Annotated in this window: 23 protein-coding genes; 13 read left to right on the forward strand and 10 right to left on the reverse strand. The window is 66.2% G+C overall.

All coding sequences use genetic code 11. From position 1 onward, the window contains the following. The first annotated feature begins 41 nt into the window (after positions 1–41). From FBY03_RS08010 to FBY03_RS08020, 3 genes are all read left to right on the forward strand, one after another. The gene (locus FBY03_RS08010) at positions 42–1211 is read left to right on the forward strand and encodes a helix-turn-helix transcriptional regulator (protein ID WP_147171668.1); all 1170 of its coding nucleotides are present in this window, start codon (positions 42–44) and stop codon (positions 1209–1211) included. A 75-nt stretch (positions 1212–1286) separates the two neighbouring features. Then, on the forward strand, positions 1287–2042 hold the full coding sequence (locus tag FBY03_RS08015; RefSeq protein WP_147171669.1) for an SDR family NAD(P)-dependent oxidoreductase: 756 nt from the start codon (positions 1287–1289) through the stop codon (positions 2040–2042). 112 nt (positions 2043–2154) lie between these two features. Further along, positions 2155–2874: an EthD domain-containing protein gene (locus tag FBY03_RS08020; RefSeq protein ID WP_147171670.1), complete on the forward strand. Its 720-nt coding sequence runs from the start codon at positions 2155–2157 to the stop codon at positions 2872–2874. A 61-nt stretch (positions 2875–2935) separates the two neighbouring features. Here the strand turns inward: FBY03_RS08020 and FBY03_RS08025 are convergent, their stop codons facing one another. Together FBY03_RS08025 and FBY03_RS08030 are read right to left on the reverse strand one after the other, a co-directional pair. Then, positions 2936–3814 (reverse strand): SDR family NAD(P)-dependent oxidoreductase, encoded by an 879-nt coding sequence (locus tag FBY03_RS08025; RefSeq protein ID WP_147171671.1) that lies wholly within the window; start codon positions 3812–3814, stop codon positions 2936–2938. A 15-nt stretch (positions 3815–3829) separates the two neighbouring features. Next, positions 3830–5593, reverse strand: coding sequence for an FAD-binding protein (locus FBY03_RS08030; RefSeq protein WP_147171672.1), 1764 nt, complete (start codon positions 5591–5593; stop codon positions 3830–3832). A gap of 263 nt (positions 5594–5856) precedes the next feature. Here FBY03_RS08030 and FBY03_RS08035 point away from each other — a divergent pair, with 263 nt between their 5' ends. The 3 genes from FBY03_RS08035 to surE all read left to right on the forward strand — a co-directional run bounded on the left by FBY03_RS08035 (position 5857) and on the right by surE (position 10122). Next, positions 5857–7488 carry a DUF1302 domain-containing protein gene (locus FBY03_RS08035; RefSeq protein WP_147171673.1) on the forward strand — a complete coding sequence of 544 codons (1632 nt, stop codon included), beginning with the start codon at positions 5857–5859 and terminating at the stop codon, positions 7486–7488. A 23-nt stretch (positions 7489–7511) separates the two neighbouring features. Beyond that, positions 7512–8894, forward strand: a complete 1383-nt coding sequence (locus FBY03_RS08040) for a DUF1329 domain-containing protein (RefSeq protein WP_147171674.1) — start codon at positions 7512–7514, stop codon at positions 8892–8894. A 238-nt stretch (positions 8895–9132) separates the two neighbouring features. Beyond that, the gene (gene surE / locus FBY03_RS08045; protein WP_147171675.1) at positions 9133–10122 is read left to right on the forward strand and encodes a 5'/3'-nucleotidase SurE; all 990 of its coding nucleotides are present in this window, start codon (positions 9133–9135) and stop codon (positions 10120–10122) included. A 274-nt stretch (positions 10123–10396) separates the two neighbouring features. On the opposite strand, the gene FBY03_RS08050 is transcribed toward surE, so the two are convergent. From FBY03_RS08050 to FBY03_RS08060, 3 genes are read right to left on the reverse strand one after another with little or no spacing between them, the layout of a single operon-like run. Next, positions 10397–11506, reverse strand: a complete 1110-nt coding sequence (locus FBY03_RS08050) for a 3,4-dihydroxy-2-butanone-4-phosphate synthase (RefSeq protein ID WP_147171676.1) — start codon at positions 11504–11506, stop codon at positions 10397–10399. Positions 11507–11516: 10 nt separating this feature from the next. Continuing rightward, positions 11517–12443 (reverse strand): alpha/beta hydrolase, encoded by a 927-nt coding sequence (locus tag FBY03_RS08055; RefSeq protein WP_147171677.1) that lies wholly within the window; start codon positions 12441–12443, stop codon positions 11517–11519. After that, positions 12430–13272 (reverse strand): SDR family NAD(P)-dependent oxidoreductase, encoded by an 843-nt coding sequence (locus FBY03_RS08060; protein ID WP_147171678.1) that lies wholly within the window; start codon positions 13270–13272, stop codon positions 12430–12432. Before FBY03_RS08060 ends, FBY03_RS08055 begins: the two co-directional genes overlap by 14 nt. A gap of 183 nt (positions 13273–13455) precedes the next feature. Between FBY03_RS08060 and FBY03_RS08065 the strand changes: the two genes are divergently transcribed. The 4 genes from FBY03_RS08065 (at position 13456) to FBY03_RS22960 (ending at position 17501) form a co-directional block, all read left to right on the forward strand. Continuing rightward, a complete protein-coding gene (locus FBY03_RS08065) occupies positions 13456–14499 on the forward strand; it encodes a Rieske 2Fe-2S domain-containing protein (RefSeq protein WP_147171679.1) in 1044 nt (347 codons plus the stop codon). A 126-nt stretch (positions 14500–14625) separates the two neighbouring features. Then, on the forward strand, positions 14626–15756 hold the full coding sequence (locus tag FBY03_RS08070; protein WP_147171680.1) for a helix-turn-helix transcriptional regulator: 1131 nt from the start codon (positions 14626–14628) through the stop codon (positions 15754–15756). Between the two features lie 860 nt (positions 15757–16616). Next, positions 16617–17165 (forward strand): ADP compounds hydrolase NudE, encoded by a 549-nt coding sequence (gene nudE, locus FBY03_RS08075; protein ID WP_147171681.1) that lies wholly within the window; start codon positions 16617–16619, stop codon positions 17163–17165. Between the two features lie 165 nt (positions 17166–17330). After that, positions 17331–17501, forward strand: a complete 171-nt coding sequence (locus FBY03_RS22960; protein WP_156088613.1) for a hypothetical protein — start codon at positions 17331–17333, stop codon at positions 17499–17501. 286 nt (positions 17502–17787) lie between these two features. Here the strand turns inward: FBY03_RS22960 and dmpG are convergent, their stop codons facing one another. The 4 genes from dmpG to FBY03_RS08095 form a co-directional block, all read right to left on the reverse strand. Continuing rightward, positions 17788–18822, reverse strand: a complete 1035-nt coding sequence (gene dmpG / locus FBY03_RS08080) for a 4-hydroxy-2-oxovalerate aldolase (RefSeq protein WP_147171682.1) — start codon at positions 18820–18822, stop codon at positions 17788–17790. Between the two features lie 137 nt (positions 18823–18959). Then, positions 18960–19868 (reverse strand): acetaldehyde dehydrogenase (acetylating), encoded by a 909-nt coding sequence (locus FBY03_RS08085; RefSeq protein ID WP_147171683.1) that lies wholly within the window; start codon positions 19866–19868, stop codon positions 18960–18962. Positions 19869–19870: 2 nt separating this feature from the next. Continuing rightward, the gene (locus FBY03_RS08090; RefSeq protein ID WP_218570765.1) at positions 19871–20680 is read right to left on the reverse strand and encodes a fumarylacetoacetate hydrolase family protein; all 810 of its coding nucleotides are present in this window, start codon (positions 20678–20680) and stop codon (positions 19871–19873) included. After that, on the reverse strand, positions 20677–21522 hold the full coding sequence (locus FBY03_RS08095; RefSeq protein ID WP_147171684.1) for an alpha/beta fold hydrolase: 846 nt from the start codon (positions 21520–21522) through the stop codon (positions 20677–20679). Before FBY03_RS08095 ends, FBY03_RS08090 begins: the two co-directional genes overlap by 4 nt. Positions 21523–21899: 377 nt before the next feature. Between FBY03_RS08095 and FBY03_RS08100 the strand changes: the two genes are divergently transcribed. Further along, entirely contained in the window at positions 21900–22673 is a 774-nt protein-coding gene (locus FBY03_RS08100; protein ID WP_147171685.1) for an SDR family oxidoreductase, read from the forward strand. An 11-nt stretch (positions 22674–22684) separates the two neighbouring features. Next, positions 22685–23179 (forward strand): SRPBCC family protein, encoded by a 495-nt coding sequence (locus FBY03_RS08105; protein ID WP_147171686.1) that lies wholly within the window; start codon positions 22685–22687, stop codon positions 23177–23179. A 170-nt stretch (positions 23180–23349) separates the two neighbouring features. Here the strand turns inward: FBY03_RS08105 and FBY03_RS08110 are convergent, their stop codons facing one another. Beyond that, a complete protein-coding gene (locus FBY03_RS08110; protein WP_178090598.1) occupies positions 23350–24018 on the reverse strand; it encodes a metalloregulator ArsR/SmtB family transcription factor in 669 nt (222 codons plus the stop codon). A 114-nt stretch (positions 24019–24132) separates the two neighbouring features. Here FBY03_RS08110 and FBY03_RS08115 point away from each other — a divergent pair, with 114 nt between their 5' ends. Beyond that, positions 24133–24450, forward strand: coding sequence for a Rieske 2Fe-2S domain-containing protein (locus FBY03_RS08115; protein WP_147171688.1), 318 nt, complete (start codon positions 24133–24135; stop codon positions 24448–24450). Positions 24451–24498: the final 48 nt, after the last annotated feature.

Raw genomic sequence — 24498 nt, forward strand, 5'->3', positions numbered from 1 at the left:
CCCCGAACTCAGCGCAGGTGCTGCACGCGGAGGCTACACCCATGCCGATCACCACAGCGCCGGAACTGTTCGACGTCGCCGCGTTGCCCCCCAGCCAACTGAGCACACTGCTCGGCCAGGTCTATCAAGGGCCGCTGGAGCCGACGCCCTGGTCGAGCCTGCTCGAGGCCATCCGCCAGCAGTTGCAGGCCAGCTTCGTCACCCTGGTGTTGCGCACCCCGGCCAGCGAGCGCCCGGGCCTGATAGTCAACGCCTCGGCCTATGGCCCGCTGCTGCCGGGGGAACCCTCCTACAGCGAGCACTACTATGCGGTCTGCCCCTTTCTCGACTGGCCGACCGACCGCATCGCCACCGCCGACGAGGTGTTCGGCGACGACGCCTGGTGCGCCCACGCGTTCTATCTGCAGTACCTGAAACCCCTGGACCTGCGCTATATCCTGACCAGCAACATGCGCACCGAGGCCGGCGTGGAGTGTGCGTTGTTCGTCTCCCGCGAGCATGCCGGGCGCGACTACGACGCGGCCGACAAGGCACTGATCGGCATCCTCCTGCCCCACCTCAAGCGCGCGGTCGACCTGCACTCGACCCTCGACGTGCTGGAGTCGGAGCGCGGGCTCTACGCCGGCGCCATCGACCGCCTGCTGGTCGGCACCCTGCTCCTCGACGAAAGCGGCCAGCTGATGAAAAGCAACGCGGCGGCGGCTGACCTGCTGGCCAAGCAGGATGGCATCCACAGCCGCCACAACCGCCTGCAGGCCTACTGTTCGGTCGAAAACCGGGCCCTGCAGAAGGCGATTCAGACCACCCTCGCCCAGCACCTCACGGCGGCCAGCGCCAGCTGCGAGGTGATCGCCTTGTCGCGGCCGGGCGGCGAGGCGCCGCTGAGCCTGCTGTTGCGGCCGATCCCGCTGAACTATTGCGCCGATGACCGCAGCAGGCGGCCGGCGGTGGCGGTGTTTATCCGCGACCCGCTGGGCTCGCCGCAGGCCTCGCGCGCCACCCTGCGCAAGCTGTTCCAGCTCACCGCGACGGAAACCGAGGTGGCGCTGCTGATGATGGACGGGCTGACCCTGGACGAGGCCGCCACTGCCCTGGGCACCAGCAAGAACACCGTCCGCGCGCATCTGCGCGGGGTCTTCGCCAAGACCGGCGCGACGCGCCAGGCCCTGCTGGTCAAGACCCTGCTGAACAGCGTGGTGGCCCTGGCCTGAGTTCGCGGGCACGCCCCAGGTTTACCCTCGGCTCGAGAGCCGAGTTGTTTGACTTACCAGCAAGAGGTAGTGAACGTGACAGATCTGCAAGGGAAGGTGGCATTGGTCACCGGGGGCGGCCAAGGCGTGGGCCAGGGCATCGCCTATGCACTGGCCGCAGCCGGCGTGAAGGTGGCCGTGGCCGGACGTACGCTCGGCACCCTGGAACAGACCTGCGCCGAGATCCGCCGCCGCGGCGGCAGCGCCGAGGCGATAGTCTGCGACGTGATGCGCAAAGACCACATCGAGCATTGCGTGGCGCAGGTGGTGGCGCGCTTCGGCGCCCTGAATATCCTGATCAACAACGCCCAGGTGGTGCCGCTGGGCCCGATCCTGGAGGTGAGCGACGAGGCCTTCATGCAGGGCGTGGATTCGGGTCCGCTCGCCACCCTGCGCATGATGCGCGCCTGCTACCCCTACCTGAAAGGCGACGGCGTGGTGGTGAGCCTGGCCTCCTCTGCCGCCGTGCGCTGGGACGCCTCGGGCTACGGCGCCTATGCCGCGGTCAAGGAAGCCATCCGCGCCCTGACCCGGGCAGCCGCCTGCGAATGGGGCGCCGCGGGCATCCGCGTCAACGCCATAGCCCCGCACGCCCTGTCGCCGGGAATGGCCGGCTGGATCGACGCGCGCCCGGATGAAGCCGCCGAGTTCATCAAGAGCATCCCGCTGCAGCGGGTCGGCGACTGCGAGCGCGACATCGGCAGGGCCGTGGTGTTTCTGGTGGGGGCCGACGCCGGTTATCTGACCGGCGCGACCCTCCCGCTGGACGGCGGCCAGGCCTACTGGGGTTGAACCACACACCGCGCGTGGCTGGCCCTAGCGCAATCCACCACCTTAGCGAATACGGGCCGCTCGCCTAGCCGAGCGGCCCTTCCACCCCTCCACCACCGAGAGTACTGCCCACATGGAAAAGATCATCTACACCCTCTGGCGCGATCCCCAGACCAGCGCCGACGCCTTCGCCCAGCGGCTGCGTAACGACGTCGCCGAACAGCTGCTCGCCCTGGGCGCCCGCGGCCTGCAGGTAAACGTCGTGGACCAGCACGTCGAGCCGGCCGCTGGGTTGCGCCAAGCCAATAGCCAGCCGCCGATCGACGCCACCCTGGCGCTCTGGGTCGACAGTGCCAACGGGCCGTTGCGCTATCCCTTCGATAAAGTGCTCGGCGCTGCGGTTACCCGCTTTGCCTGCTACCTGGTCAGCGAGTCCGTGGCGATCCGCAACACCCGCTACCCGGCGCAAGTGGGCGAGCGCACCCACGGCTTCGCCCAGGTGGCCCTGCTCACCCGTCCGCCACGGCTTAGCGCCGAGGCCTGGCTGGACATCTGGCGCAACCAGCACACCCAGGTGGCCATCGAGACCCAGGACAACTTCCTCTACGTGCAGAACCTGGTGGTGTTGCCCCTGACCCACGGCGCACCGCGAATCGATGCCATCGTCGAGGAGTGCTTCCCGCCCGCGGCCATGACCGATCCTCGGGCCTTCTTCGACGCGCCCGGCGACGAGGACAAGTTCCAGCGCAACCTGGCGGCGATGATGGACAGCTGCCAACGCTTCCTCGACTTCGACAAGATCGATGTGGTGCCCACCAGCCAGTACCTGCTCAAGGTGCCGTCGGCGGGCTGAAGCCACGTGGCGATGCCCGGCAAAAACCAACGGGCCTTGTGGCCCGTTGGTTTTTTCTGCCTCAGATCACCCGCGCCGGATGCTGCTGGCGCGGCGCGCCGAGCATCTCGCGGTAGGACGGCGGCTGGCGGCCTGCCGCCTCGCTGATGCCGTAGCGCGGGGCGATCTCGGCGGTCACCAGGGTCTGCCCGCTATAGCTCGGCAACTCCGGGTCACCCAGCAGCGCGTGGATCACCCGGCCGTTGAACTCGGGGGTCTCGGCCTGGGCCAGAAACGCCTGGTATTGCTCGCCGTGCTGCGCGCCGGCCAGGCGCGTGCGCTCGGTCAACTGCGGCCCCAGCCACAGCGACAAGGCCGCCACCGCGCTGCCCTCGAAGTCGATGGCCATGTCCGCCGCCAGCTTGTCGACCCCGGCCTTCTGCGCGCCGTAGGCCGGGCCGTGCATATAGCAGCCGGCGCCGAACGAGGAGGTGAAGGCGATCAGCCCACGGCCGGCCTTGAGCAGCAGCGGTGCGGCATGATAGCTGGCGACATAGGCCGAGCGCAGGCCGACCTCGAGGATGTCCACCAGTTCCAGGGGTTTGTCCCAGAAGGGCCCCGGCTCGATCAGTTGCTCATGGATGGCGGCGGCGTTGTTCACCAGCAGGTCCAGGCGCCCGTGTTCGTCCGCGACCCGCGCGAACAGCGCCTGCACCTGGGCATCCTCGGCATGGTCACAGGTCACCGCGATACCGTGGCCGCCCGCCGCGCTGATCGCCCTGGCGGTGTCCTCCAGCGTACTTTCCAGGACCTGGCCATACAGCCGTGAGCCGGCCTGCGCCGGACTGCGGCCGGTGACGTAGACGGTCATGCCGGCGGCGCCCAGGGCCAGGGCGATACCGCGGCCGACGCCACGGCTGGCGCCGGTGACCACGGCGACTTGGGGCATTTCAATGGGCATAGGCAGCTCCTGGGGTTAGGCCTGATCGGCGGATTCGGCGGATTCGGCGGACAAGGACGGGCTGTGCAGGCGTTGCTCGACCTGACTCTTGATATGGTTGGCCGCCAGGTAGGCGAAGCACATGGCCGGGCCGATGGTCGAGCCGGCGCCCGGGTAGGTACGGCCCATCATCGAGGCGGCGCAGTTGCCCACCGCATACAGGCCGGCGATGGCTTGGCCGTCGACATGCAGCACCCGGGCATGCACGTCGGTGAGCAGGCCGCCCTTGGTGCCGATGTCGCCGGCGTCGATGCGCACTGCGTAGTACGGGCCCTTGTTCAGCGGTGCCAAGCAGGGGTTGGGCTGCACATGGGGGTCGCCGTAGTAGCGATCGAACAACGACTCGCCCTTGTGGAAATCCAGGTCGCGGCCCTGCTCGGCCATGCCGTTGAAGCGTTGCACGGTACGCGCCAGCCCTTGCGGGTCGACGCCGATCTGCGCAGCCAAACCTTGCAGGCTAGCGGCCTTGTGGAAGTAGCCACGCAGCGCCTTGGGCACCTGCCAGTCGGGCTGGGCGTAACCGGGCAGCAGCGCACCGCAGGGGTATTTGCGCCTGAACTCGGCGTCGAAGACCATCCAGCAGGGCACGCTGGTCGCCCCCTCGCGGTTGTGCGCATACATGGCGTAGACGATGTCGGTGTAGGGCGCCGCCTCGTTGACGAAGCGTTGGCCGGCGGAATCGACCAGCACGCAGCCGGGCAAGTTGCGCTCGACGAACATCGCGCGCTGCTTCTCCTCGCCGTTGACATGGGTGGTCGGCGCCCACCAGCTGTGCCCCATCAACGCGGTGGCCGCGCCTATGCCCTGACCGGCGCGAATCGCATCGCCGGTGTTGTAAGGCGGCGTGGCGCTCCAGCTGGCCTGCGAGGGTTGCGGCAGGTACTGCGCGCGCATCGCCTGGTTACGCTCGAAACCACCGGCGCCGAGTATCACCCCATGGCGCGCCTTGATCCGCAGCGGCCGCCCCTCGCGCAGGGCCAGGACACCGCAGACCCGCCCGTCGTCGATGATCAACTCTTCCAGCGCACAGTTCAGCCACAGCGGCACGCCACGGTCCAGCAGCGAGGCACGCAGGGCGCCGATCAGCGCGTTGCCCAGAGTCAGGAAACGGTCGCGGCGCGACAGCCGGCGGCCGCGCCAGTCGCGCCAGTAGCGCCACAGTACCTTGGCGGTCAGGCCGAGCCAGCCCGAGCCGCGGCACAGCAGCACCTGCGCCTCCTTCATGGTCATGGCCATGCGCCCAAGCATCAGCGTGCCGGGCGACGGCGGGCGCATGCGCAGAAATTCCTCGCCCAGTTCGGTGGCGTCGAAGGGCAGCGGGTCCATGGAGCGGTAGCCGGGCTTGCCGCCTTCCACCTCCGGGTAATAGTCGGCGTAGCCGGGCTGGGCCTCGAAGCGCACCCGGCTGTGCCGCTCGAGGTACTCGACCATCTCGCGGCCGTGCTCGACATAGGCCTCGATGCGCCCATCGGCGATTTCCCCCTGGGTCACCGCCTGGATATAGCGAATCCCCTCCGCCACCGAATCGCTGCCGCCAAGCGCGGCGATCCGATGGTTATTGGGAATCCAGATGCCGCCGCCGGACACCGCCGAGGTACCGCCGTACTGCTCGCTCTTCTCGATCAGCAGCACATCCAGGCCGAGGTCATGGGCGCGCAACGCGGCGGTCATGGCGCCAGCGCCGGAGCCGACCACCAGCACATCGCAGCAGTCATCCCAGTCGATCTTGGGTTCATTCATCGCTCACCTCCGCCCAGGGCCTGCACAGTCATAAAGGGGCCGCGGCAGCACGGACGTGCCGGCGGTCATGGCAGCGATTGTTCGCAGCTGGCGGGACAAAGGGCATCGTCCGATGGGACTAAAGTGATAAGAGGAGAATTGCGCCGATCGGGTTAGTCCGCTTGGACGATGTTGGGCCTTCGGCTATGACTCCATAGTCACGCCAGCTCCCCCCTAAACCTGAAGTGCAGGTCGGGTAGCCCCGACTTCTGTAAGAGGACGACATGATAAAAACAACAATCGCCCCACAACCGCTACGCACTGCCATCCGCCTCGGCCTGGCGGTGCTGGTCGGCGGCCTGGCCAGTCAGGCCAGCGCCCTGTCCTTTCAGCCCAGCGATGAGCTGAGCGTCGACTGGGACACCACCCTGAGCTACGGCCTGGCCTGGCGTACCGAGGGTCGCGACCGCCGCCTGACCGCCAACGCCGATGGCAATGATGGCGACAACGCCTTCGACAGAGGCAGTCTGATCAACAATCGCGTCGGTTTCATCAGCGAAGCCGACTTCAAATGGCGCGAAGACTACGGCCTGTTCGTCCGCGCCGCCGGCTTCTACGACAACGTCTACGACCAGGGCAACGACAACGCCAGCGGTACTTCCAACTGCTTCGCCGGTGGCCAATGTTCGCGTCCCGACCGCTTCTCCCAGGAAACCATCGACCAGCACCGCGAGGACCTGCGCCTGCTCGACTCCTACTTCTATGGCAGCTGGGACATCGGCGGGCACAACCTCAACCTGCGCCTCGGCGATCAGGTGGTGAGCTGGGGCGAGAGCCTGTTCTACCAGGGCATCTCCTCGGCGCAGAGCCCGGTGGACGCGACCAAGACGACCACCCCGGGGGTCGAGGTCAAGGAGATCCTGCTGCCGGTTGGCCAGCTGTTCGGCCAGTTAAGCCTGACCGACAACCTCGGCCTGCAGGCCTACTACCAGTACGAATGGGAGAAGACCGAACTGTTCGGGGTCGGCAGCTACTTCTCCACCACCGACCTGATCGACGAGGGCGGCTTCAACGACTCCACCGGCTTCCTGCGTAGGCTGAAGGACGACAAGCCGTCCGACAGCGGTCAGTACGGTGTGGCCCTGACCTACACCGCCGAGTCGCTGAACAACACCGAGTTCGGCCTCTACTATTCGCGCTATCACGACAAGACCCCGACCCTGGACTTCCTCAGCGACTTCGGTAGCTACCGGGTGCGCTATTTCGACGACATCGACCAGTACGGCGCCAGCTTCGCCACCGTGCTCGGCGAGACCAGCCTCGCCGGCGAAGTCAGCTACCGCGACGGCCAGCCGGTGCTGGTCGACACCGCCACCACCTTCAACGGCTTCGGCTTCCCCATCGACATCCCGTTACCACCGCACGCGGTCAGGGCCAAGACCCTGCAGGCGCAGATGTCGATGATCCACGTGCTCGGCCCCACCGCCTGGGCGGACAACACCACCCTGGTCGGCGAGGTGATCTACAACAACGTCCTCAGCCACGACAAGGCGGAGTCCTTCTCGGTGTTCATCCCCGGCATCGGCCCGCTCGACAGCCCACGCTCCGACACCCTGTTCAAGGACCGCGACGCCTGGGGCTACACCGTGCAGGCGACCTTCGACTACAACAACGTGTTCAGCGGCTGGGACATGTCGGTGCCCATCACCTACAGCACCGCCGCACAACGCGACAGTTCGCTGCTGGGCTCGATCAACTCGGGTGAGGGCGACGATCGCATGAGCGTCGGCAGCACCTGGCGTTATCTCGGCAACTTCACCGTGGAGGCTAGCTACAACGTCTTTCTGGGCAACGCCAAGAATTCGCCCCTGGCGGATCGCGACAACCTTGCCCTCAACTTCAAATACCGCTTCTGAAGCCTCTGACGGAGGAACCCAGCATGACCCTGAAAAACCACCTTCTGCTGCACACGGCCCTCGCCGCTACCCTGCTCGGCGCCAGCCTGGCCGCCCAGGCCAAGGTCAGTCCGGAACAAGCCGCGCGCCTGGGCCAGGACCTGACGCCGATGGGCGCGGAAAAAGCCGGCAACGCCGACGGCAGCATCCCCGAGTGGTCCGGCAAATGGCGCGGTGCGCCGCCGCACGTGAAATTCGCCGGCCCCGGCGCGGTCTATCCGGACCCCTACGCCGACGAGAAGCCGCTGTTCGTCATCACCGCCGAGAACATGGCGCAGTACGCCGACAATCTCAGCGACGGCCAGCAGGCCCTGCTCAAACGCTACCCGGCAACCTTCAAGATTCCGGTCTACCCCAGTCACCGCGACTTCCGTTACGACCAGAAGACCGAGGAGTACATCAAGCACAACGCCCTCAACGCCGAACTGATCGACGGCGGTAATGCCGCGGCGAACGCCTTCGGTGCCTCGCCCTTCCCGATTCCGCAGAACGGCAGCGAGCTGATGCTCAACCACACCATGCAGGGGCGCGCCGCGGAAGAAGAGGCCACCTACCTGCAGGCGGTGAACTACAGCGATGGCAACAAGGTGTTCGAGAAGGTCAACTACAAGATCTACTCGGTCTGGTCCGACCCGAAGAACACCCTGGAGTCGATCGACGGCATGTTCACCCACTTCCTGCTCACCACCCTGGAACCGGTGCGCAAGAAGGGCGAGATGGTGGTCGGCCACGAGTTCGTCAACCCGGTGGGCAATCCGCGCCAGGCCTGGATGTACGCACCGGGGCAGCGTCGGGTAAGACGCGCGCCCACCGTGGGCTATGACTCGCCCACCGGCGCCGGCGGCTTCCGCGTGTACGACGAGGATCGTCTGTTCAACGGTGCGCCGGACCGCTACGAGTGGACGCTCAAGGGCAAGAAGGAAGTCTATATCCCCTACCACAACTACAAGCTCGATGATCCCAGCGTGACCACCGAGCAACTGTTGGCCACCAACGGGCATCTCAACCCCGACTACATGCGCTACGAGAAACACCGGGTCTGGGTGCTGGAGGCCAAGCTCAAGCCCAACAGCCGGCATATCTATGCCAAGCGCGTGCTCTACCTCGACGAGGACTCCTGGGCCGCCACCCTGGCCGACAACTACGACAGCCGCGGGCAGTTCTGGCGCACCAACATGCAGACCTCGGTCTACGCCTACGACATGCAGCGCTATCACGCCCGCCTGGGGGTGTATCACGACCTGATCGCCGGCTCCTACATGGTCGACCGCCTGCTGGTCGATCAGCAACCGGCCCTGCTGAATGCCAGCAACTTCCAGGTCGGCGACTTCACCCCGAGCAACCTGCGCAAGCTGGGCACCCGCTAAACCTTGGCTGCGCGCTATGGCGCCAGCCAGGTATGGACTTAGCTGCATGCCCTGAGGCCAACGTGCCTCACCCCAGCATCCAAGCACTCACACACCCGTAATTGAGCGGCCTTCGCCTGGTTGTACACAGGCGAGGGTCCTTCAACCCGGGCCCAAGGCTGCCGTGCGCCTGTCATACCCGCTCGACTGCCTGGCGGGCCTTCTTGCCCTTCGGCTAAACCCTGTGGAGACAATAACAATGAGAAACCTGCTAGCCACTTCACTGACCCTGGCCGCCGTGTCCTTGGCGCAACCGGCCCATGCCTTGAACATCCTCCTGACCAACGACGACGGCTGTCGCGCCCCGGGGATCGGCGCCATGTACCAGGCGCTGATCGCCGCTGGCCACCAGGTCACCCAGGTCGCGCCGGACAAGGACAACAGCGGCATAGGCGCGGCCAGCGTGGTCAGCCCCGGCCAAGCCCTGGCGGTGAGCGAACTGGCCGCCGGCAAATACTGCGTCGGCGCCCCCGCTGGCTTCAACGCGCCGACCGGCAAGAACATGGCCATCGGCACCCCGGTGGATGCGGTCAACGTCGGCCTCGACCTGCTGCTCAAGGACAATCCGCCGGACCTGGTGGTTTCCGGCAGCAACTTCGGCGACAACGTCGGCCCGCTGACGCAGATGTCCGGCACGGTCAACGCCGCGATACGCGCAATGTTCAAGGGCGTACCGGCGATTGCGGTGTCCACTGCGATCGACCTCGAACTGATCATGCGCGATCAACAGGCCGGCTACCTGAAGACCCTGAATGCCATGGACGACACGGCCAATTTCACAGTCCGGGTGATCCAGCAGGCCACCGCCGAAGGCGCCAAGGCCAAGCAGCAGTGCGCTAAGAGCGGCGGCAAGGCCAAGCCGTTCTGCACGCTGAACGTACTCGGCCTGCCTGGCACCACGGGGCTGAACATCAACTACCCGGCCCTGGAGGCCGGCGAGGTGAAAGGCGTCAGTTATGCACCGATCGGCAACTGGGGCATGGTCGGCTTCCAGGCCCAACGTGGCGGCGACGGCGTGGTGCGGGTCAACCTGGTCGCACCGCCGACGCCGACCACCGAGCAGCAGCAGGCGGATGCCTACCAACTGTTCGCCGGCAATGCGGTGATCACCGTGATCGACGGCAACATGACCGCCCCCGAGGCGCTGCAGCAGCAAACCAAGCAGATGCTCGAGGGGCTGACCCCCTAAACCTGCCCCCCTTGTATCTCGGGCAGTAACACAAGGCTATGTCTGAGTGAGCTGTTGCACGAGCCGAAGCTCTTCGTAGGAGCCAGCTTGCTGACGATTCGGCTGACAGCGAATGCATCGCCAGCAAGCCGGTTCCTACAGGGGTTGTGTTTTAGCCCGTTAGCCATTGCAACAACCCACTGGGACATAGCCAAAACAAAGCCCCGGCAGCGTAAGCACCGGGGCTTTGTTTATTGTTGCGCCGCCGCAACCAGGCGGATGCGGCGCTGGAAGTTCAGTCGGCCAGGGTTTGGAAGGGAACGAACTCCACCACCTCCAGCTCGAAGCCGGCCACCGCCTTGTAGGGCACCGGTGAACTCAGCAGGCGCATTTTGCGCACATTGAGGTCGCGCAATATCTGCGCGCCTATACCCAGGGTGCGCTGGGCAAACTGCGGCGGCCGCGGCTTGCCCGCGCTCTGCTGGCACAGTTGTTCGAGCAGGCTGTCCGGCGTTTCCCGCTGGGCCAGCAGCACCACCACGCCGCTGCCCTCGGCAGCCACCTGGGCCAGGGCTCGGTCCAGGTTCCACTGCGCCGGCCCGCTCTCGGGCTCGCAGCCCAGGGCGTCGCGCAGGGTCTCGACCGCCTGCACCCGCACCAGGGTGGGCCGATGGCTGTCGACTCGCCCTTTGACCAGCGCCAGGTGCAACTGACCCCGGTACGCATCCTGGTAGGTCAGCACCCGAAACTCGCCGTGCCGGGTACGCAGCGGATATTCGCCGGAATGCTGGATGCAGCCCTCGTGGAGGATGCGGTAGTGGATCAGTTCGGCGATGCTGCCGATCTTCAGCCCATGCTGCCGGGCGAACTGCAGCAGCGTCTCGCCCTGGGCCATTTCGCCGTCCTCGTCGAGGATGCCGACCAGGATGGCGCTCGGCAACAGACCGGCCAGGCGGGTCAGGTCGCAAGCCGCCTCGGCCGGGCCGGCGCGGTTCATCACCCCACCCGGCTGCGCCTGGATCGGGAAGATATGCCCGGGTTGCACCAGATCACTGGGGCGGCTGGCCGGGTCCACCGCGACCTGCACCGAACGCGCCCGATCGGCGGCCGAGATGCCGGTACTCACCCCCTGCGCCGCCTCGATCGAGACGGTGAAACCCTGGCCGTTCGGAGCCCGCGAATGAGGCACCATCAGACCGAGACCGAGTGTCCGGCAGCGCTCCTCGGTGAGCGCCAGGGAGATCAGCCCGCGGGCCTGCACGGCCATGAAATTGATCGCCTCGGCGTCAACCTGTTCGCCGGCCATGATCAGCACACCTTCGCTGTGCTTCTCGTCGTCGGTCAGCACCACCATCTCGCCGTGACGCAGCGCCTCGAGCAGCTCCTGAATACTGTTCAACTGCATGCCAGACCTCTCAATTCAAAGCCGCGCGCAGATCGGCGGCAGCGACAGCCAGGGCTTCGGCGGCGCGCTCGACGAACGGCGCCATGCTGACGAAGCCGTGAATCATGCCGTCATAGCGCTGCATACGGCAGGCCACGCCAGCCTGCTGCAGGCGCTGGGCCAAGGCCTCACCCTCGTCGCGCAAGGGATCGAACTCGGCGCTGATCAGGCTGGTCGGCGGCAGGCCGGCCAGGTCCTCGGCCAACAGCGGCGAGGCCAGCGGCTCGGTGACCTGTTCGCCACGCGCCAGGTACTGCTGCCAGAACCACTGCATCATCGCCCGGGTGAGGAAGAAGCCCTCGGCGAATTGCGCGTAGGAGTCGCTGCCACAACGACCGTCGGTGACCGGGTAGAACAGGCACTGATAGGCGATGCGCGGCCCTCCGCGCTCGAGCGCCAGGCGGCTCACCGCCAGCGCCAGATTGGCCCCGGCGCTGTCGCCGGCTACGGCCAGGCGGCTGGCGTCGACGCCCAGCGCCTGGGCCTGTTCGACCAGCCAGCAGGTGGCGCGGTAGCAGTCCAAGGGCGCCGCCGGGAACCTGGCCTCGGGCGCCAGGCGATAGGCCACCGACACCACTACGGCGCCGCTCTGCTTGGCCAGCGCCCGGCACAGGTTGTCATGGGTATCCAGGTTGCCGATGACGAAACCGCCACCGTGGAAGAACACCAGCAGCGGCAGGTTGGCCTGGTCCAGCGGCCGGTACAGCCGCGCATCCAACTCGCCATCGGCGCCGGCCACGCGCAGGTCGCGGACCTCGGCCAGCGGCTCGCCGGGGATCGGCGGCATCAGGTTGTCGGAGAATTGGCGGTAGTCGGCGGCGTTGAGTTGGCTGAAGTCGGGCTCAGGCAGGCCACTGAATTGTTCGAGTACCGCGGCGATCTGTTTATCCAGCGGCATGGCTAGCTCCTGGCTCATCGGCCTCAACGAATTGGAAGACCGGGTTGCGCTCTTCGAGGATGCTCTGTAGCCGTCGCTGTAACGCCGGCTTGAAGAACTTGTGCGGGAATATCCAGAAGCGCTTCTCGGCAATCGCGGCGAACACCAGTTCGGCCAGTTCCAGCGGGCTCATGCCCTGGCGAATGCTGGCGTCGAGCAGTTCACTGAACTGCGCGCCGGCACCCGCGACCTGGTTCGAAGCCATGATTGCGCTGGCCACCGGCCCCGGACAGAGCACCGACACCGAGACTTGCGCCTGCAACTGGCTGAGTTCGTAGTGCAGGGTTTCCGAGAGCGCGACCACCGCCTGCTTGGTCACGTTGTAGGGCGCCATCAAGGGGCTGCTGAGCAGGCCGGCGAGCGAGGCGGTGTTGATCACATGGGCCGGGCGACCCTGGGCCAGCAGCAGCGGCACGAAACTGCGGATGCCATTGATCACCCCGTCCAGGTTGACCCTGAGCATGCGCTGCCACTGTGCGTGGCTGATTTCCCAGCAGTGGCCGGTCTGCATCACCCCGGCATTGTTGAACAGCAGGTCGACGCCACCGAACTGCTGCACGGCGACGTCGCGCAGGTGCTCGACCTGCACCGGGTCGCCGACGTCGGCAACGCAGGCGATGGCCTCGACGCCACGGCCCTGCAACTCGGCGCACAGCGCCTGCAGTTGCGCTTCATCGACATCGCTGAGCAGCAGGCGCATGCCCAGCCCCGCGGCGTATTCGGCCAGGCCACGGCCAATGCCGTTGGCCGCTCCGGTGATCACCGCCACGCGGCCCTGTTCACTGCTCATGCTCGACTCCTGCTGATAGTGGTAGCACCACCAGTAGAGCCGCCCGGGCCGGGACGGCCATCGTCCATTCAGACGATGCCCTCAGCTGTGGGCGTTGCAGAATTCGCAACGTGCACCAGTGCTGCCCCAGGTTTGCCTGAACCTGCGCCAGCCCAATCAGCAACGCCTGCGGAGAACAACAAGATGACCCCCCTGCATCGCATCGAAACGCGCCAACTGGAAGACCGTTACGCCCGTGGCTGGCACTGCCTCGGCCTGGCATCCCAATACCGTGACGGCAAGGCCCACCGCCTGGACGTGTTCGGCACCCGCCTGGTGGCCTTCCAGGGTGAGGACGGTGAACTGCATGTGCTCGACGGCTACTGCCCGCACATGGGCGCCGACCTCAGTCAGGGCTGCGTCGAGGGCAATTCGCTGCGCTGCCCCTTCCACGCCTGGCGCTGGGGCGCGGATGGCGTGTGTGACGATATTCCCTACGCCAAGCGCATCCCGCCGCGGGCCAAGATCAAGTCCTGGCCACTGATGGAGGAAAACCAGCTGCTGTTCGTCTGGAACGACCCGGAAGGCAACCCGCCGATCGCCGAGCAGCGCATCCCGCGGATCGCCGCCAGCTTCAGCGACGAGTGGGCCGACTGGGAAGTCGCCGAGCTGCAGATCGCGACCAACTGCCGCGAGCTGATCGATAACGTCGCCGACATGGCGCACTTCGGCACGGTGCATGGCGCCCCGGTGGAGGAGTTCAGCAACGTCTTCGAAGGCCATATGGCGACCCAGATCATGCGCGCGCGCAGCGAACGGCTGTCCGGCGACAGCGCGCTGAGCACGGTGGCCACCTACTTCGGCCCGGCTTACCAGATCACCGAGATGACCGGCGAAATGGACGGCCAGCCGATCCACTCGATCCTGCTCAACTGCCATGTGCCGATCGACCTCAACAGCTTCACCCTGCGCTACGGCGTGCTGGTGAAGAAAATCCCCGGGCTCAGCGACGAACAGAACAGCGCCATGGCCAAGGCCTACGTGCAGCAGGCGCAGGCCGCCTTCTACGAAGACGTGGCGATCTGGCACAGCAAGACCCGGGTCGACAACCCGCTGCTGTGCGACGGCGACGGCCCGGTCTATCAGCTGCGCAAGTGGTACCAGCAGTTCTACCACGACGTCGCCGCGTTGCCGGCCGAACTCGGCGAGCGCAAGGTGTTCGCCGTGCGCAGCCCCGAGCCGGCCTGAAGCAAGGGATGGCGGCAGCCCCTGCCGTCATCCCGCTACCCTCTAGCCTGAGCGTTGCGCGAGGCAGAAGGCGCCGTTTATGCTCGGGGTCCGGCACAGCATAAAAATAACCAGGGTACCTCCCTTATGGCACACGCCCTCACGCTCGAGACGTTCAGCGAGATACTCGGCAACCTCTACCAGGGACCGCTGGAGACTATTCCCTGGGCCAGCTTTCTCAACCAGCTCAACCTGCACCTGGACAGCAAGTACGTCACCTTTATCCTGCGTCCGCCGAGCCAGCATGACGCCGGCCTGATGGTCAACACCACCGGCACCTCGGCCGAGGCCACCGCCTCCTACAACCAGCACTTCTTCACCCTCGACCCCTTCGTCGACCTGCCCAACCGCCAGGTCGTCACCCTCGCCGAATTCGTCTCCACCGACGACTGGCTGAATTCCGAGTTCTACAAGAACTTTCTCGAGCCGGTGGACGTGTTCCATATCCTCGGCGCCGACATCAACACCAGCGACGGCGCGCAATGCCGCATCCGCATCAGCCGTGGCCGCGCCAGCCCGCCCTTCGACGAGGCCGACAAGGCCCTGCTCGGGCAATTCATCAGCCACCTGGAGCGCTCGATCAAGATCCATATGCAGCTCAATCGCATCGAGACCGAGCGCAACCTGTATGCCGGTGCGGTCGACCAGATGGCCGTGGGCACCATCATCCTCGACGAGGCGGGCAAGGTGCTGCAGACCAACCAGGTCGCCGACCAGCTGCTGCAGGAAAAGGACGGCCTCAAACTGGTTAACGACGGCCTGCAGGTCGGCACCGCCCGTGACACCCAGGAATTCCGCCGCCTGCTGAAACAGTCGCTGCTGTCGCAGAAGAGCGGCCACCCCTCGGTGGTCGAGGCCCTGCGCGTGCAGCGGCCATCCGGGCGCGCGGACCTGGGCATCATCGTGCGTTCGGTGCCGCTGTCGGCCTGGAGCGAGGGCAAGCAGTGCCCGGCGGTGGTGATTTTCATCAGCGACCCGGAACAACAGTCCAGCGCCCCCCAGGAAATCGTCCGCGCGCTGTTCGACCTGACCCCGGCCGAGACCCAGCTGGCCATGCTGCTGGCCAACGGCCTGACCCTCGACGAAGCCTCGGAAGAACTGGGCATCAGCCGCAACACCGCGCGCGCGCACCTGCGCTCGACCTTCTCGAAGACCGGGGTGACCCGCCAGACCATGTTGGTACGCCTGATTCTGCGTAGCGTGGCGACTCTGGGCTGAGCCTCACTGATGGGCTTGCTTAGTCCGCCAACTTGAACCCGAGCGAGATAGCGCCGGTCTCCCCCTCCGTTGGAAGACCACTGCCTGGATGCACGAGGTCCGGTGCCACGGGATGCCAACCCCGAGGGGCCGAGGCTGAAGGCAGCGACGGGGCGTAGGCTGGGTAGAGCCGCTTTTTGGCGAAACCCAGCGTGGCCACGCTGACGTTGCTGGGTTTCGCTGCGCTCTACGCCAGCCTACAGGTTCCCAGGTAGACCAATTAACCAGGGCGGCACGGGATGCCAACACCAAGGGGCGGAGGGTGAAGGCAGCGATGGGGCGTAGGCTGGGTAGAGCCGTTTTTTGGCGAAACCCAGCGTGGCCACGCTGACGTTGCTGGGTTTCGCTGCGCTCTACGCCAGCCTACAGGTTCCCAGGTAACCCAATTACCAGGGCGCGCGGGATGCCAACCCCGAGGGGCCGAGGGTGAAGGCAGCGACGGGGCGTAGGCTGGGTAGAGCCGTTTTTTGGCGAAACCCAGCGTGGCCACGCTGACGTTGCTGGGTTTCGCTGCGCTCTACGCCAGCCTACAGGCTCCCAGGTAACCCAATTAACCAGGGCGGCACGGGATGCCAACCCCGAGGGGCTGAGGGTGAAGGTAGCGACGGGGCGTAGGCTGGGTAGAGCCGTTTTTTGGCGAAACCCAGCGTGGCCACGCTGACGTCGCTGGGTTTCGCTGCGCTCTACGCCAGCCTACAGGCTCCCAGGTAAACCAAATAAACAGACGGGCCTCCCGTAGTCCGCATGGACGATGGCGGGGTGGGCGGTGGCGCGCAGAGTGTCTTCACCGAGACACCCTCCCCACGCACAGGGGCCACACCATGCGCAGCTGTCCGACCATCCTGAAAACCGAACTGCTGGCCGAAAGCGGCTACTTCCAGATCGAGGCCCTGCACCTGCAATTCAGCAACGGCCAGCAACGGGTCTACGAACGCCTGCGCGGCACCGGCTACCGCTCGGTGATGCTGGTGGCGTTGCCCGACCCGGAGCATGTGCTGCTGGTGCGCGAGTACGCGGTGGGCGTGGAAAGCCAGGTGCTCGGCCTGCCCAAGGGCGGCGCCGAACCGCATGAGACCTACCTGCAGGCGGCCCAGCGCGAACTGATCGAGGAAGTCGGCCTGCGCGCCGATCGCCTCACCGAACTGGGCGAACTGACCCTGGCGCCCGGCCACCTGTGCCATAGCTGCCAGGTGATACTCGCCGAACAGCTGAGCCCCAGCTACCTGCCCGGCGACGAACCCGAACCGCTGGACCTGATCCGCCTGCCGCTGAGCCAGATCGGCGACCTGGTGGGCCGTGGCGAACTGCACGAAGCGCGCGCCATCGCCGCGCTGTTCATGGCCCTGAGCGCCCTCGCCCGGCGCAACTAAGACGCCAGCTGCCGACCGCTAATCGCCCGCACTCAGAGCTAGTCCATTCGGACGAAGCCGGTCGCCTGCCCGCCGCCTAAGGTGAGCGCACAACAACAAAACCCAGTGCCAGCCGCAGTGGCAAAACCGTCTGACTGCGTCGGCCCGTGGAAGCCGAGGTGCGCCATGAAGAACCCCGCGACAGTTCTGCTGCTTGTCATCTGCGTCGCCAGCGCGGCCGCCCTGAGCCTGCTGCTGACCCACCCCGCCTACCGAGTGGCGAGCCAGCCCGCCTGCCAGGCCTATGTCGGCGGCTGCTACATGCCTCCGCCCTCGATCCATCGCCTGCTGCCCTGACCCGCCCCACCGCGTCACGCCCAGATCCAAGGGTGGGTTAGGCGCCTGGTACAAGGCTAATGGCTGTTACCCGGTCAGTGGCGCCGTAACCCACCATGATCAGCACGCCGAGCGCCAACTTGGTGGGTTACGCGGCGCGCCAATGCCGCAGTTGATTTCAGCTACCCGGCCTGCGCCGCCAACCCACCCTACAAAAGCGGCGGCCAACACCTTGCTGAGACATAGCCAATAAAAACGGCAGGGTTTGTCTGGCAAGCCCTGCCGTGGTTCAGCCGGTTTCGGTCGTTCAGGTCGGCAGCACGCCGCGTGCCCGCGACAGGGTCAGTGCCAGGTCTTCGATCATGTCTTCCTGACCGCCGACGGTACCGCGCCGGCCCAGCTCCACCAGCAGTTCGCGGGCGGAGATGCCGTATTTCTGCTCGGCGCGTTTGGCGAACAGCAGGAACGAGCTGTAGACCCCGGCATAGCCCAGGGTCAGGGCATCGCGATCCAGGCGAATGGGCTGATCCATCATCGGCACCACCAGGTCCTCGGCCACGTCCATGATGGCGTAGAGGTCGACGCCGCTGTCCACGCCCATGCGTTTGAGCACCGCGACGAACACCTCCAGCGGCGTGTTGCCGGCACCGGCGCCGAGGCCCGCCACCGAGCCGTCGATGCGCGCGGCGCCGGCCTCGATCGCAGCCAGGGAGTTGGCGATGGCCATGCCCATGTTGTGGTGGCCGTGGAAGCCGACTTCGGTGCGCGGGTTCAGTTCGGCGCGCAGCAAGCCAATTTTCTCCGACACCTCGGTGGGCAGCATGTAGCCCGCCGAGTCGGTGCAATAGATGCAGTTGGCGCCGAAGCTCTCCATCAGCTTGGCCTGCTCCAGCAACTTCTCGGCGCTGAGCATGTGCGCCATCATCAGGAAGCCGACGGTATCCAGGCCCATCTTCGCCGCCATGCCGATGTGCTGCTGCGACACGTCGGCCTCGGTGCAGTGGGTCGCCACGCGGATGGTCGAGACGCCATGCTCATGGGCCATCTTCAGGTGCTCGACGGTGCCGATGCCCGGCAACAGCAGCGCGGAAATCTTCGCCTGCTTCATCAGCGGCACCACCGCGGCGAAATACTCCTCGTCGCTATGGGCCGGGAAACCGTAGTTCAGCGAGGCGCCGCCCAGGCCGTCGCCATGGGTAACCTCGATCAGCGGGATGCCTGCGGCATCCAGGCCGCAGGCCACCGCGACCATCTGCTCCAGGGAAATCTGATGCTGCTTGGCATGCATGCCGTCGCGCAGGCTCATGTCGTGGAGGGTGACGCTCTTACCGTGCAAGTTCATCGTGCTTCTCCTAAGTAGGAAAAGTCGCCGAGCGACGGTGAGGCTAGGCAAGAACAGGCGAGGAAGCGGAGTTTACGAGCTGTAAATGAGCATTCCGAGCCTGTGCTTAACAACGCCTCACCGAGCGCAGGCACTTTTCAGCGGGCGGGTAACTGAAGCGCGCCCTTGTGCGCTTCCTCGGCAAACATCTCGGCGGTACGCAGGCCGGCGGCGGTCATGATGTCGAGGTTGCCGGCGGATTTCGGCAGGTAGTCGCCGAGGCCTTCCACCTCGATGAAGATCGACACCTTGTTGCCGTCGAAAATCGGCCCATTGATCAGCTTGTAGCCCGGCACGTAGCGCTGCACCTCCTTGACCATATGCAGCACCGAGGCGCGGATCTCGTCCTGGTCCGGCTCGCCCTCGGTCAGGCAGTGGATGGTGTCGCGCATCATCAGCGGCGGCTCGGCCGGGTTGATCACGATGATCGCCTTGCCGCGCTTGGCGCCGCCGATCTGCTCCACCGCACCGGCGGTGGTGCGGGTGAACTCGTCGATATTCTGCCGAGTGCCCGGGCCCACCGAACCGGAGGATACGGTGGCGACTATCTCGCCGTAGCTGACCGGCTGTACCCGCGACACGGCGGCGACCATGGGGATGGTGGCCTGACCGCCGCAGGTGACCATGTTGACGTTCATCGCCAGGCTGGCGGCGTGCTGCTTGAGGTTCACCGGCGGTACGCAGAAGGGGCCGATGGCCGCCGGGGTGAGGTCGATCATGATCACCCCCAGCTCGTTGAGCTTGCGGCTGTTCTCGGCGTGCACATAGGCCGAGGTGGCGTCGAAGGCGATGCGAATGTCGTCGTCCAGCACGTGCGGCAGCAAGCCATCGACGCCCGCTGCGGTGGTCTTCAGGCCGAATTCGCGGGCGCGCTTGAGGCCCTCTGATTCGGGGTCGACGCCGACCATCCACACCGGTTCGATCCACTCGGAACGGCGCATCTTCATCAACAGGTCGGTGCCGATATTGCCCGGCCCGATGATTACCGCTTTGAGTTTCTTGCTCATGGTCATTCCTCGAAGGACACCCGGGCGCTGCCCAGGCCGTCGATGGTCAGGGAAAAATGGTCGCCGACGCTTACCGGTTCCAGCGGCACCAGCGAACCGGAGAGGATGATTTCCCCGGCCTTGAACGGAATGCCGAAGGCGCCGAGGGTGTTGGCCAGCCAGGCCACGGCGGTCAGCGGGTTGCCTTGCACGGCGGAGCCGAGGCCCTCGCTGAGCGGCTGACCATTCTTGAACACCTGCATGCGCAGGTTGGGCAGGTCCAGCTGGCGCGGATCGAGGCGCTGCTCGCCGAGCACGAATACGCCGCAGGAGGCGTTGTCCGCCACGGTGTCCTGGATGCGGATGCGCCAGTCCTGGATGCGCGAATCGACTATTTCGAAACAGGGCATCACGCATTCGCTGGCGCCCAGCACGTCCTGCTCGCTGATACCCGGGCCGACCAGGTCGCGCTTGAGCAGGAAGGCGATCTCGCCCTCGGCGCGCGGCTGGATCAGTTTGTTGGCGGAAAGCGAGATGCACGCGCCCTCGGCGAAGTGCATCTGCCGGGTGAGGAAGCCGAAGTCCGGCCGGTGCACGTCGAGCATCTGCTGCACCGCCTTGGAGGTGACGCCGATCTTCTTGCCGACTATGGCGTCGCCGGCCGCCACCCGCCGTTCCACCACCTGCAGGGAGATGTGGTAGGCGTCCTCGATGCTGATCTGCGGCCAGCGCGTGGTCAGCGGCGGCACGCACTGGCCCTGGCTCAGGGCCTGATACAGCTCGGCGGCGTACTGCTTGCGCAGCAGCTGTTGCAGGGCGAGGTCGTTGCTCATGACCGCCCCTCCGCGAGAAAGTCCAGGCACTGGCGATTGAACAGCTCACGGTGCTCGACCATCACCCAGTGCCCGCATTCGCTGAGCATGACGAAGCGGATATTGCGGCAGGCCTCAAGCATGGTTTGCGCGCCGGAGGCCGGGCAGAACTTGTCGTTGATCCCCCAGAAACCGAGGATCGGGCACTGCAGCTCGCCCAGGCGACTGGCCAGGTTCGGCACCTGCATGCTCGACAGCACGCAGCGCGGCTGCTGCTGTACCACCGCGACCCGCTCGGCCACGGTCTCATCACTGATCAGCGCCGGGTCGAACAGTTGCAAGCTGAGCAGGCGGCGCATGCCCGCCGCATCGTTCAGCTCACCGGCGGCGAAGGCCGCGCCCATCTGCTGGATGCCTTCCATCTGCAGGTAGTACTGCTCTTTTTCCATCAAGCCGCCTGGCGCCATCAGCACCAGCTTGGCGACCCGCTGCGGCTGGTCCAGCGCCAGTTTGAGGGCGATGGCACCACCCAGGGAGTTACCCACCAGCACACAGCGCTGGATATCCAGGGCATCGAGCAGGCCGACCAGGGCGGCGACGAAGAAGTCCAGGCTGTAGGTGGTTTCGGGCTTGTCCGAGACGCCATAGCCCGGCAGATCTGGGACTATCACCCGGTAGCCGGCGGCGGCGAACTGCGGGTAGTTCTGCTTGAAGTTGCTGTGGCCGCTGGCGCCGGGGCCGCTGCCGTGGATAAACACCACCGGCTCGCCCTGCCCGGCCCCTTGCTCAGATTCGAGCTCGACATAGTGCAGCCTGAGTCCATCGTTCAGCGTGACGAAATGCCCTTGCGGTCTAGCGCCCATGGGGTCCTCCTCGGGTTCACGGTTTGCCGGATTATTCCCAGCCACCCGCGGCGCAACATCGTCCGAGAGGACTACAGCCCGATCGCGGGCCTGTAGGGTGGGTTAGGCGCACGCTGCCGATAGCGATCAACCCGCAAAATCCGTTGCGCCGTAACCCACCATCGGGCAACGCAATCCAGATTCGAGGCGAGGCGCCTGGTGGGTTACGCGGCGCGCCACGATAACGCTGTCTGATCGTTCGGAGGTTGGCGCCGCTAACCCACCCTACAGCTAGCCGGCATTTCAGGATTGACACCTCACTAGTCCCATCGGACGTAGGCGCCTGCGCCACGGCGTCCTAGGCTCGGGCCTATTCGAAATAGAGGAGCGAGGCCGAGATGCACGACCCGATGGATTTTCGCGGCAAGGTGGTACTGGTGACCGGTGGCGGCAAGGGCGTCGGCCGCGGCATCAGCCGGCGCTTTCTCGAGTGCGGCGCCGAGGTGGTGATCTGCGGGCGCCAGGCGCCCTCGCAGCTGCCCGAACACGACGACCGTCAGGCGCTGTTCCTGCCCTGTGACCTGCGCGACTGGGAGCAGGCGGTGGGTCTGATCGAGGCCATAGTCGAACGCTACGGCCGCCTCGATGTGCTGATCAACAACGCCGGCGGTGCACCCAATGCAGACGCCGCCACGGCCTCGCCGCGCTTCTCCGAGGCGATCATCCGCCTCAACCTGCTGGCACCGTTGAACCTCTGCCAACTGGCCAACCGGGTGATGCAGACACAGGCCGAAGGCGGTGCGATCATCAACATCTGCAGCGTCAGCGCCACCCGCCCCTCCCCCGGCACCGCCGCTTATGGCGCGGCCAAGGCCGGGCTGCTCAACCTAACCCGCTCGCTGGCGGTAGAGTGGGCACCCAGGGTGCGGGTCAACGCGGTGACCGCCGGGCTGATCCGCACCGAGCAGGCCGAACTGCATTATGGCGATGCCGCCGGCCTGGCCCGGGTGGCCGCGACCATCCCGCTGCAACGCCTGGCCGAGCCGGAGGAGATCGGCGACAGCTGCCTGTACCTGGCGTCACCTTTGGCCCGCTACGTCAGCGGCGCCGATATCGGCGTGCATGGCGGCGGCGAACGCCCGGCCTTTCTCGACGCCGCCCAAGCCCATTGAACGAGGTGTCTATGCCCGATGCACATGCCAGCCACAGCCTGCTGATCGACCTGCCCAGCGAGCAGGTGTGGGGCCGACTGCGCGACCTGACCCTGGCCCCGCACTATGTGCCGGACCTGACCGGCTGCCAGTTGCATCCCGGCCCCCAGCAGGGTCTGGGCGCCAGCCGCCGGGTCTTCCAGAAGAACGGCCACTGGCTGGATGAGACGGTGGAGGAATGGCACGAGGGTGAGGGTTTTCTGATCCGCCTGCACCGCGGTGCCAAGGGCGCGCCGCCGCCCTTTCGCCAGGCCTGGTTCCGCTATGCCATCGCCCCGCACGGTGCGCGCACGCGCTTCACCGCCAGCCTGATCTACCGCCCGGCCGGCGGGCCGTTCGGCCGGCTGCTGGACCGTCTGTTTTTGAGGCGCGCGCTGAACAAGGTGGTGGCGCAGATCGCCGTCAATCTCAAGGCCTTCTACGAGACCGGCGAGACGCGCAACCCGGCCTTCGTCCGCGGCGCCTAGCAGGCCGTTGAAAAATGTAGGCGAGGCAGCCGAGACAAGGCAAAAAGAGACGAGGAAGCGGAATTTACGAGTTGTAAATGAGCATTCCGAGCCTGTTTTTAACACCGTATCGGCAACGTAGGTAGTTTTTCAGCGGCCTGCTAGGGCGCGCCGCCCTTGGAGCGCGTGGCTCAGGGCGTGTTCGGCTGCGCCAGGATGCGGTAGCTGCAACGGCGGTCGCCGGCGAGGAAATGCTCGACCCGCTCGACCCTGACCGCCTCGCCCAGCAGCTCGCGAAACAGCCTCAACTCGCCGCCGCACAGCTGCGAGCAATGGTGCGCGGCCTGGGCGATGGCGCAGTGGTTTTCCACCAGTTCGAGCGTGCCATCCTCGGCTACTCGGCACTCGGCCATAAAGCCCTCGGCGCAGCGGAGCCGTGCCAGGGCGGCGACCCGCTGCTCGATCGGACTATCCTGGGCCGGCATCTGCGCACGATAGGCGGCCAGCTTCCGATCGGTCCAGCCATCGGCGAGGCGCTGCAGGCCCTCCTCGCCGAAGCTGCTCTGCACCACTTGGAGGAAGTCGACCGCCAGCGCCCCGTGGCGATCCGGGAAGCGTTCAGCCGCCTTGGCCGTCAGCCGCCAGATGCGCGCCGGCCGGCCGATCCGCCGCGCCTCGTCGCTGAACTCGACCAGGCCCTCGCCCCGCAGCACCGACAGCTGCTGACGCACGGCCATGCCGCTGACGCCCAGCCGCTGCGCCAGCCCCGCGGTGGCCTGGGGGCCGTCCCGCTTGAGCAGGAAGAGTACCCGCTCGCGGCCGGAGCCGGGCACCTCGGACTGCTGACTGGTCATGCGCATCGACGCGGCCCTTTGCATACTTTGTAAAGTCGATTATTGATAATCTAGGAACAATCGTCTAGCAGAGGTTGCGGCGCCCCGCTCGGCACGGCGCCCGCAGCCGGGAGTGAGGCCATGAGCGACTTTATCAAGGTCGCCCGGCGGGGCGAGATCGCCCCAGGCACGGGCAGGACGGTGGATGTCGCCGGCACCCCCGTCGCGCTGTTCAACGTTGACGGCCAGTACTTCGCCATCCACAACAGCTGCCCCCACGAGGACGGCCCCCTGGGCGACGGCAGCCTCTGCGGCGCCGTGGTGACCTGCCCGATACACGCCTACGAATTCGACGTGACCAGCGGCGAGTGCCTCACCGAGCCGGTCTACCGGGTCGAGCGCTTCGAAGTGCGCCTGGACGGCGACGACATCCTGGTGCGGGAAACGGCCGAGGCCTAAGCCGAGACAGGCAACCAGTCCAACTCATTGAATTACTGATTAAAATGA

Origin of the sequence: Pseudomonas sp. SJZ079 (genome assembly GCF_007993865.1) — a bacterium.
Classification (GTDB): domain Bacteria; phylum Pseudomonadota; class Gammaproteobacteria; order Pseudomonadales; family Pseudomonadaceae; genus Aquipseudomonas.

Coding starts and splice junctions, on each gene's coding strand:
- FBY03_RS08035 (WP_147171673.1), top strand. CDS start 5,857: ATGATAAAAACAACAATCGCCCCACAACCGCTACGCACTGCCATCCGC.
- FBY03_RS08060 (WP_147171678.1), bottom strand. CDS start 13,272: ATGAGCAGTGAACAGGGCCGCGTGGCGGTGATCACCGGAGCGGCCAAC.
- surE (WP_147171675.1), top strand. CDS start 9,133: ATGAGAAACCTGCTAGCCACTTCACTGACCCTGGCCGCCGTGTCCTTG.
- FBY03_RS08065 (WP_147171679.1), top strand. CDS start 13,456: ATGACCCCCCTGCATCGCATCGAAACGCGCCAACTGGAAGACCGTTAC.
- FBY03_RS08115 (WP_147171688.1), top strand. CDS start 24,133: ATGAGCGACTTTATCAAGGTCGCCCGGCGGGGCGAGATCGCCCCAGGC.
- FBY03_RS08050 (WP_147171676.1), bottom strand. CDS start 11,506: ATGCAGTTGAACAGTATTCAGGAGCTGCTCGAGGCGCTGCGTCACGGC.
- FBY03_RS08095 (WP_147171684.1), bottom strand. CDS start 21,522: ATGGGCGCTAGACCGCAAGGGCATTTCGTCACGCTGAACGATGGACTC.
- dmpG (WP_147171682.1), bottom strand. CDS start 18,822: ATGAACTTGCACGGTAAGAGCGTCACCCTCCACGACATGAGCCTGCGC.
- FBY03_RS08100 (WP_147171685.1), top strand. CDS start 21,900: ATGCACGACCCGATGGATTTTCGCGGCAAGGTGGTACTGGTGACCGGT.
- FBY03_RS08090 (WP_218570765.1), bottom strand. CDS start 20,680: ATGAGCAACGACCTCGCCCTGCAACAGCTGCTGCGCAAGCAGTACGCC.
- FBY03_RS08085 (WP_147171683.1), bottom strand. CDS start 19,868: ATGAGCAAGAAACTCAAAGCGGTAATCATCGGGCCGGGCAATATCGGC.
- FBY03_RS08040 (WP_147171674.1), top strand. CDS start 7,512: ATGACCCTGAAAAACCACCTTCTGCTGCACACGGCCCTCGCCGCTACC.
- FBY03_RS08025 (WP_147171671.1), bottom strand. CDS start 3,814: ATGCCCATTGAAATGCCCCAAGTCGCCGTGGTCACCGGCGCCAGCCGT.
- FBY03_RS22960 (WP_156088613.1), top strand. CDS start 17,331: ATGAAGAACCCCGCGACAGTTCTGCTGCTTGTCATCTGCGTCGCCAGC.
- FBY03_RS08055 (WP_147171677.1), bottom strand. CDS start 12,443: ATGCCGCTGGATAAACAGATCGCCGCGGTACTCGAACAATTCAGTGGC.
- nudE (WP_147171681.1), top strand. CDS start 16,617: ATGCGCAGCTGTCCGACCATCCTGAAAACCGAACTGCTGGCCGAAAGC.
- FBY03_RS08070 (WP_147171680.1), top strand. CDS start 14,626: ATGGCACACGCCCTCACGCTCGAGACGTTCAGCGAGATACTCGGCAAC.
- FBY03_RS08110 (WP_178090598.1), bottom strand. CDS start 24,018: ATGCGCATGACCAGTCAGCAGTCCGAGGTGCCCGGCTCCGGCCGCGAG.
- FBY03_RS08020 (WP_147171670.1), top strand. CDS start 2,155: ATGGAAAAGATCATCTACACCCTCTGGCGCGATCCCCAGACCAGCGCC.
- FBY03_RS08030 (WP_147171672.1), bottom strand. CDS start 5,593: ATGAATGAACCCAAGATCGACTGGGATGACTGCTGCGATGTGCTGGTG.
- FBY03_RS08010 (WP_147171668.1), top strand. CDS start 42: ATGCCGATCACCACAGCGCCGGAACTGTTCGACGTCGCCGCGTTGCCC.
- FBY03_RS08105 (WP_147171686.1), top strand. CDS start 22,685: ATGCCCGATGCACATGCCAGCCACAGCCTGCTGATCGACCTGCCCAGC.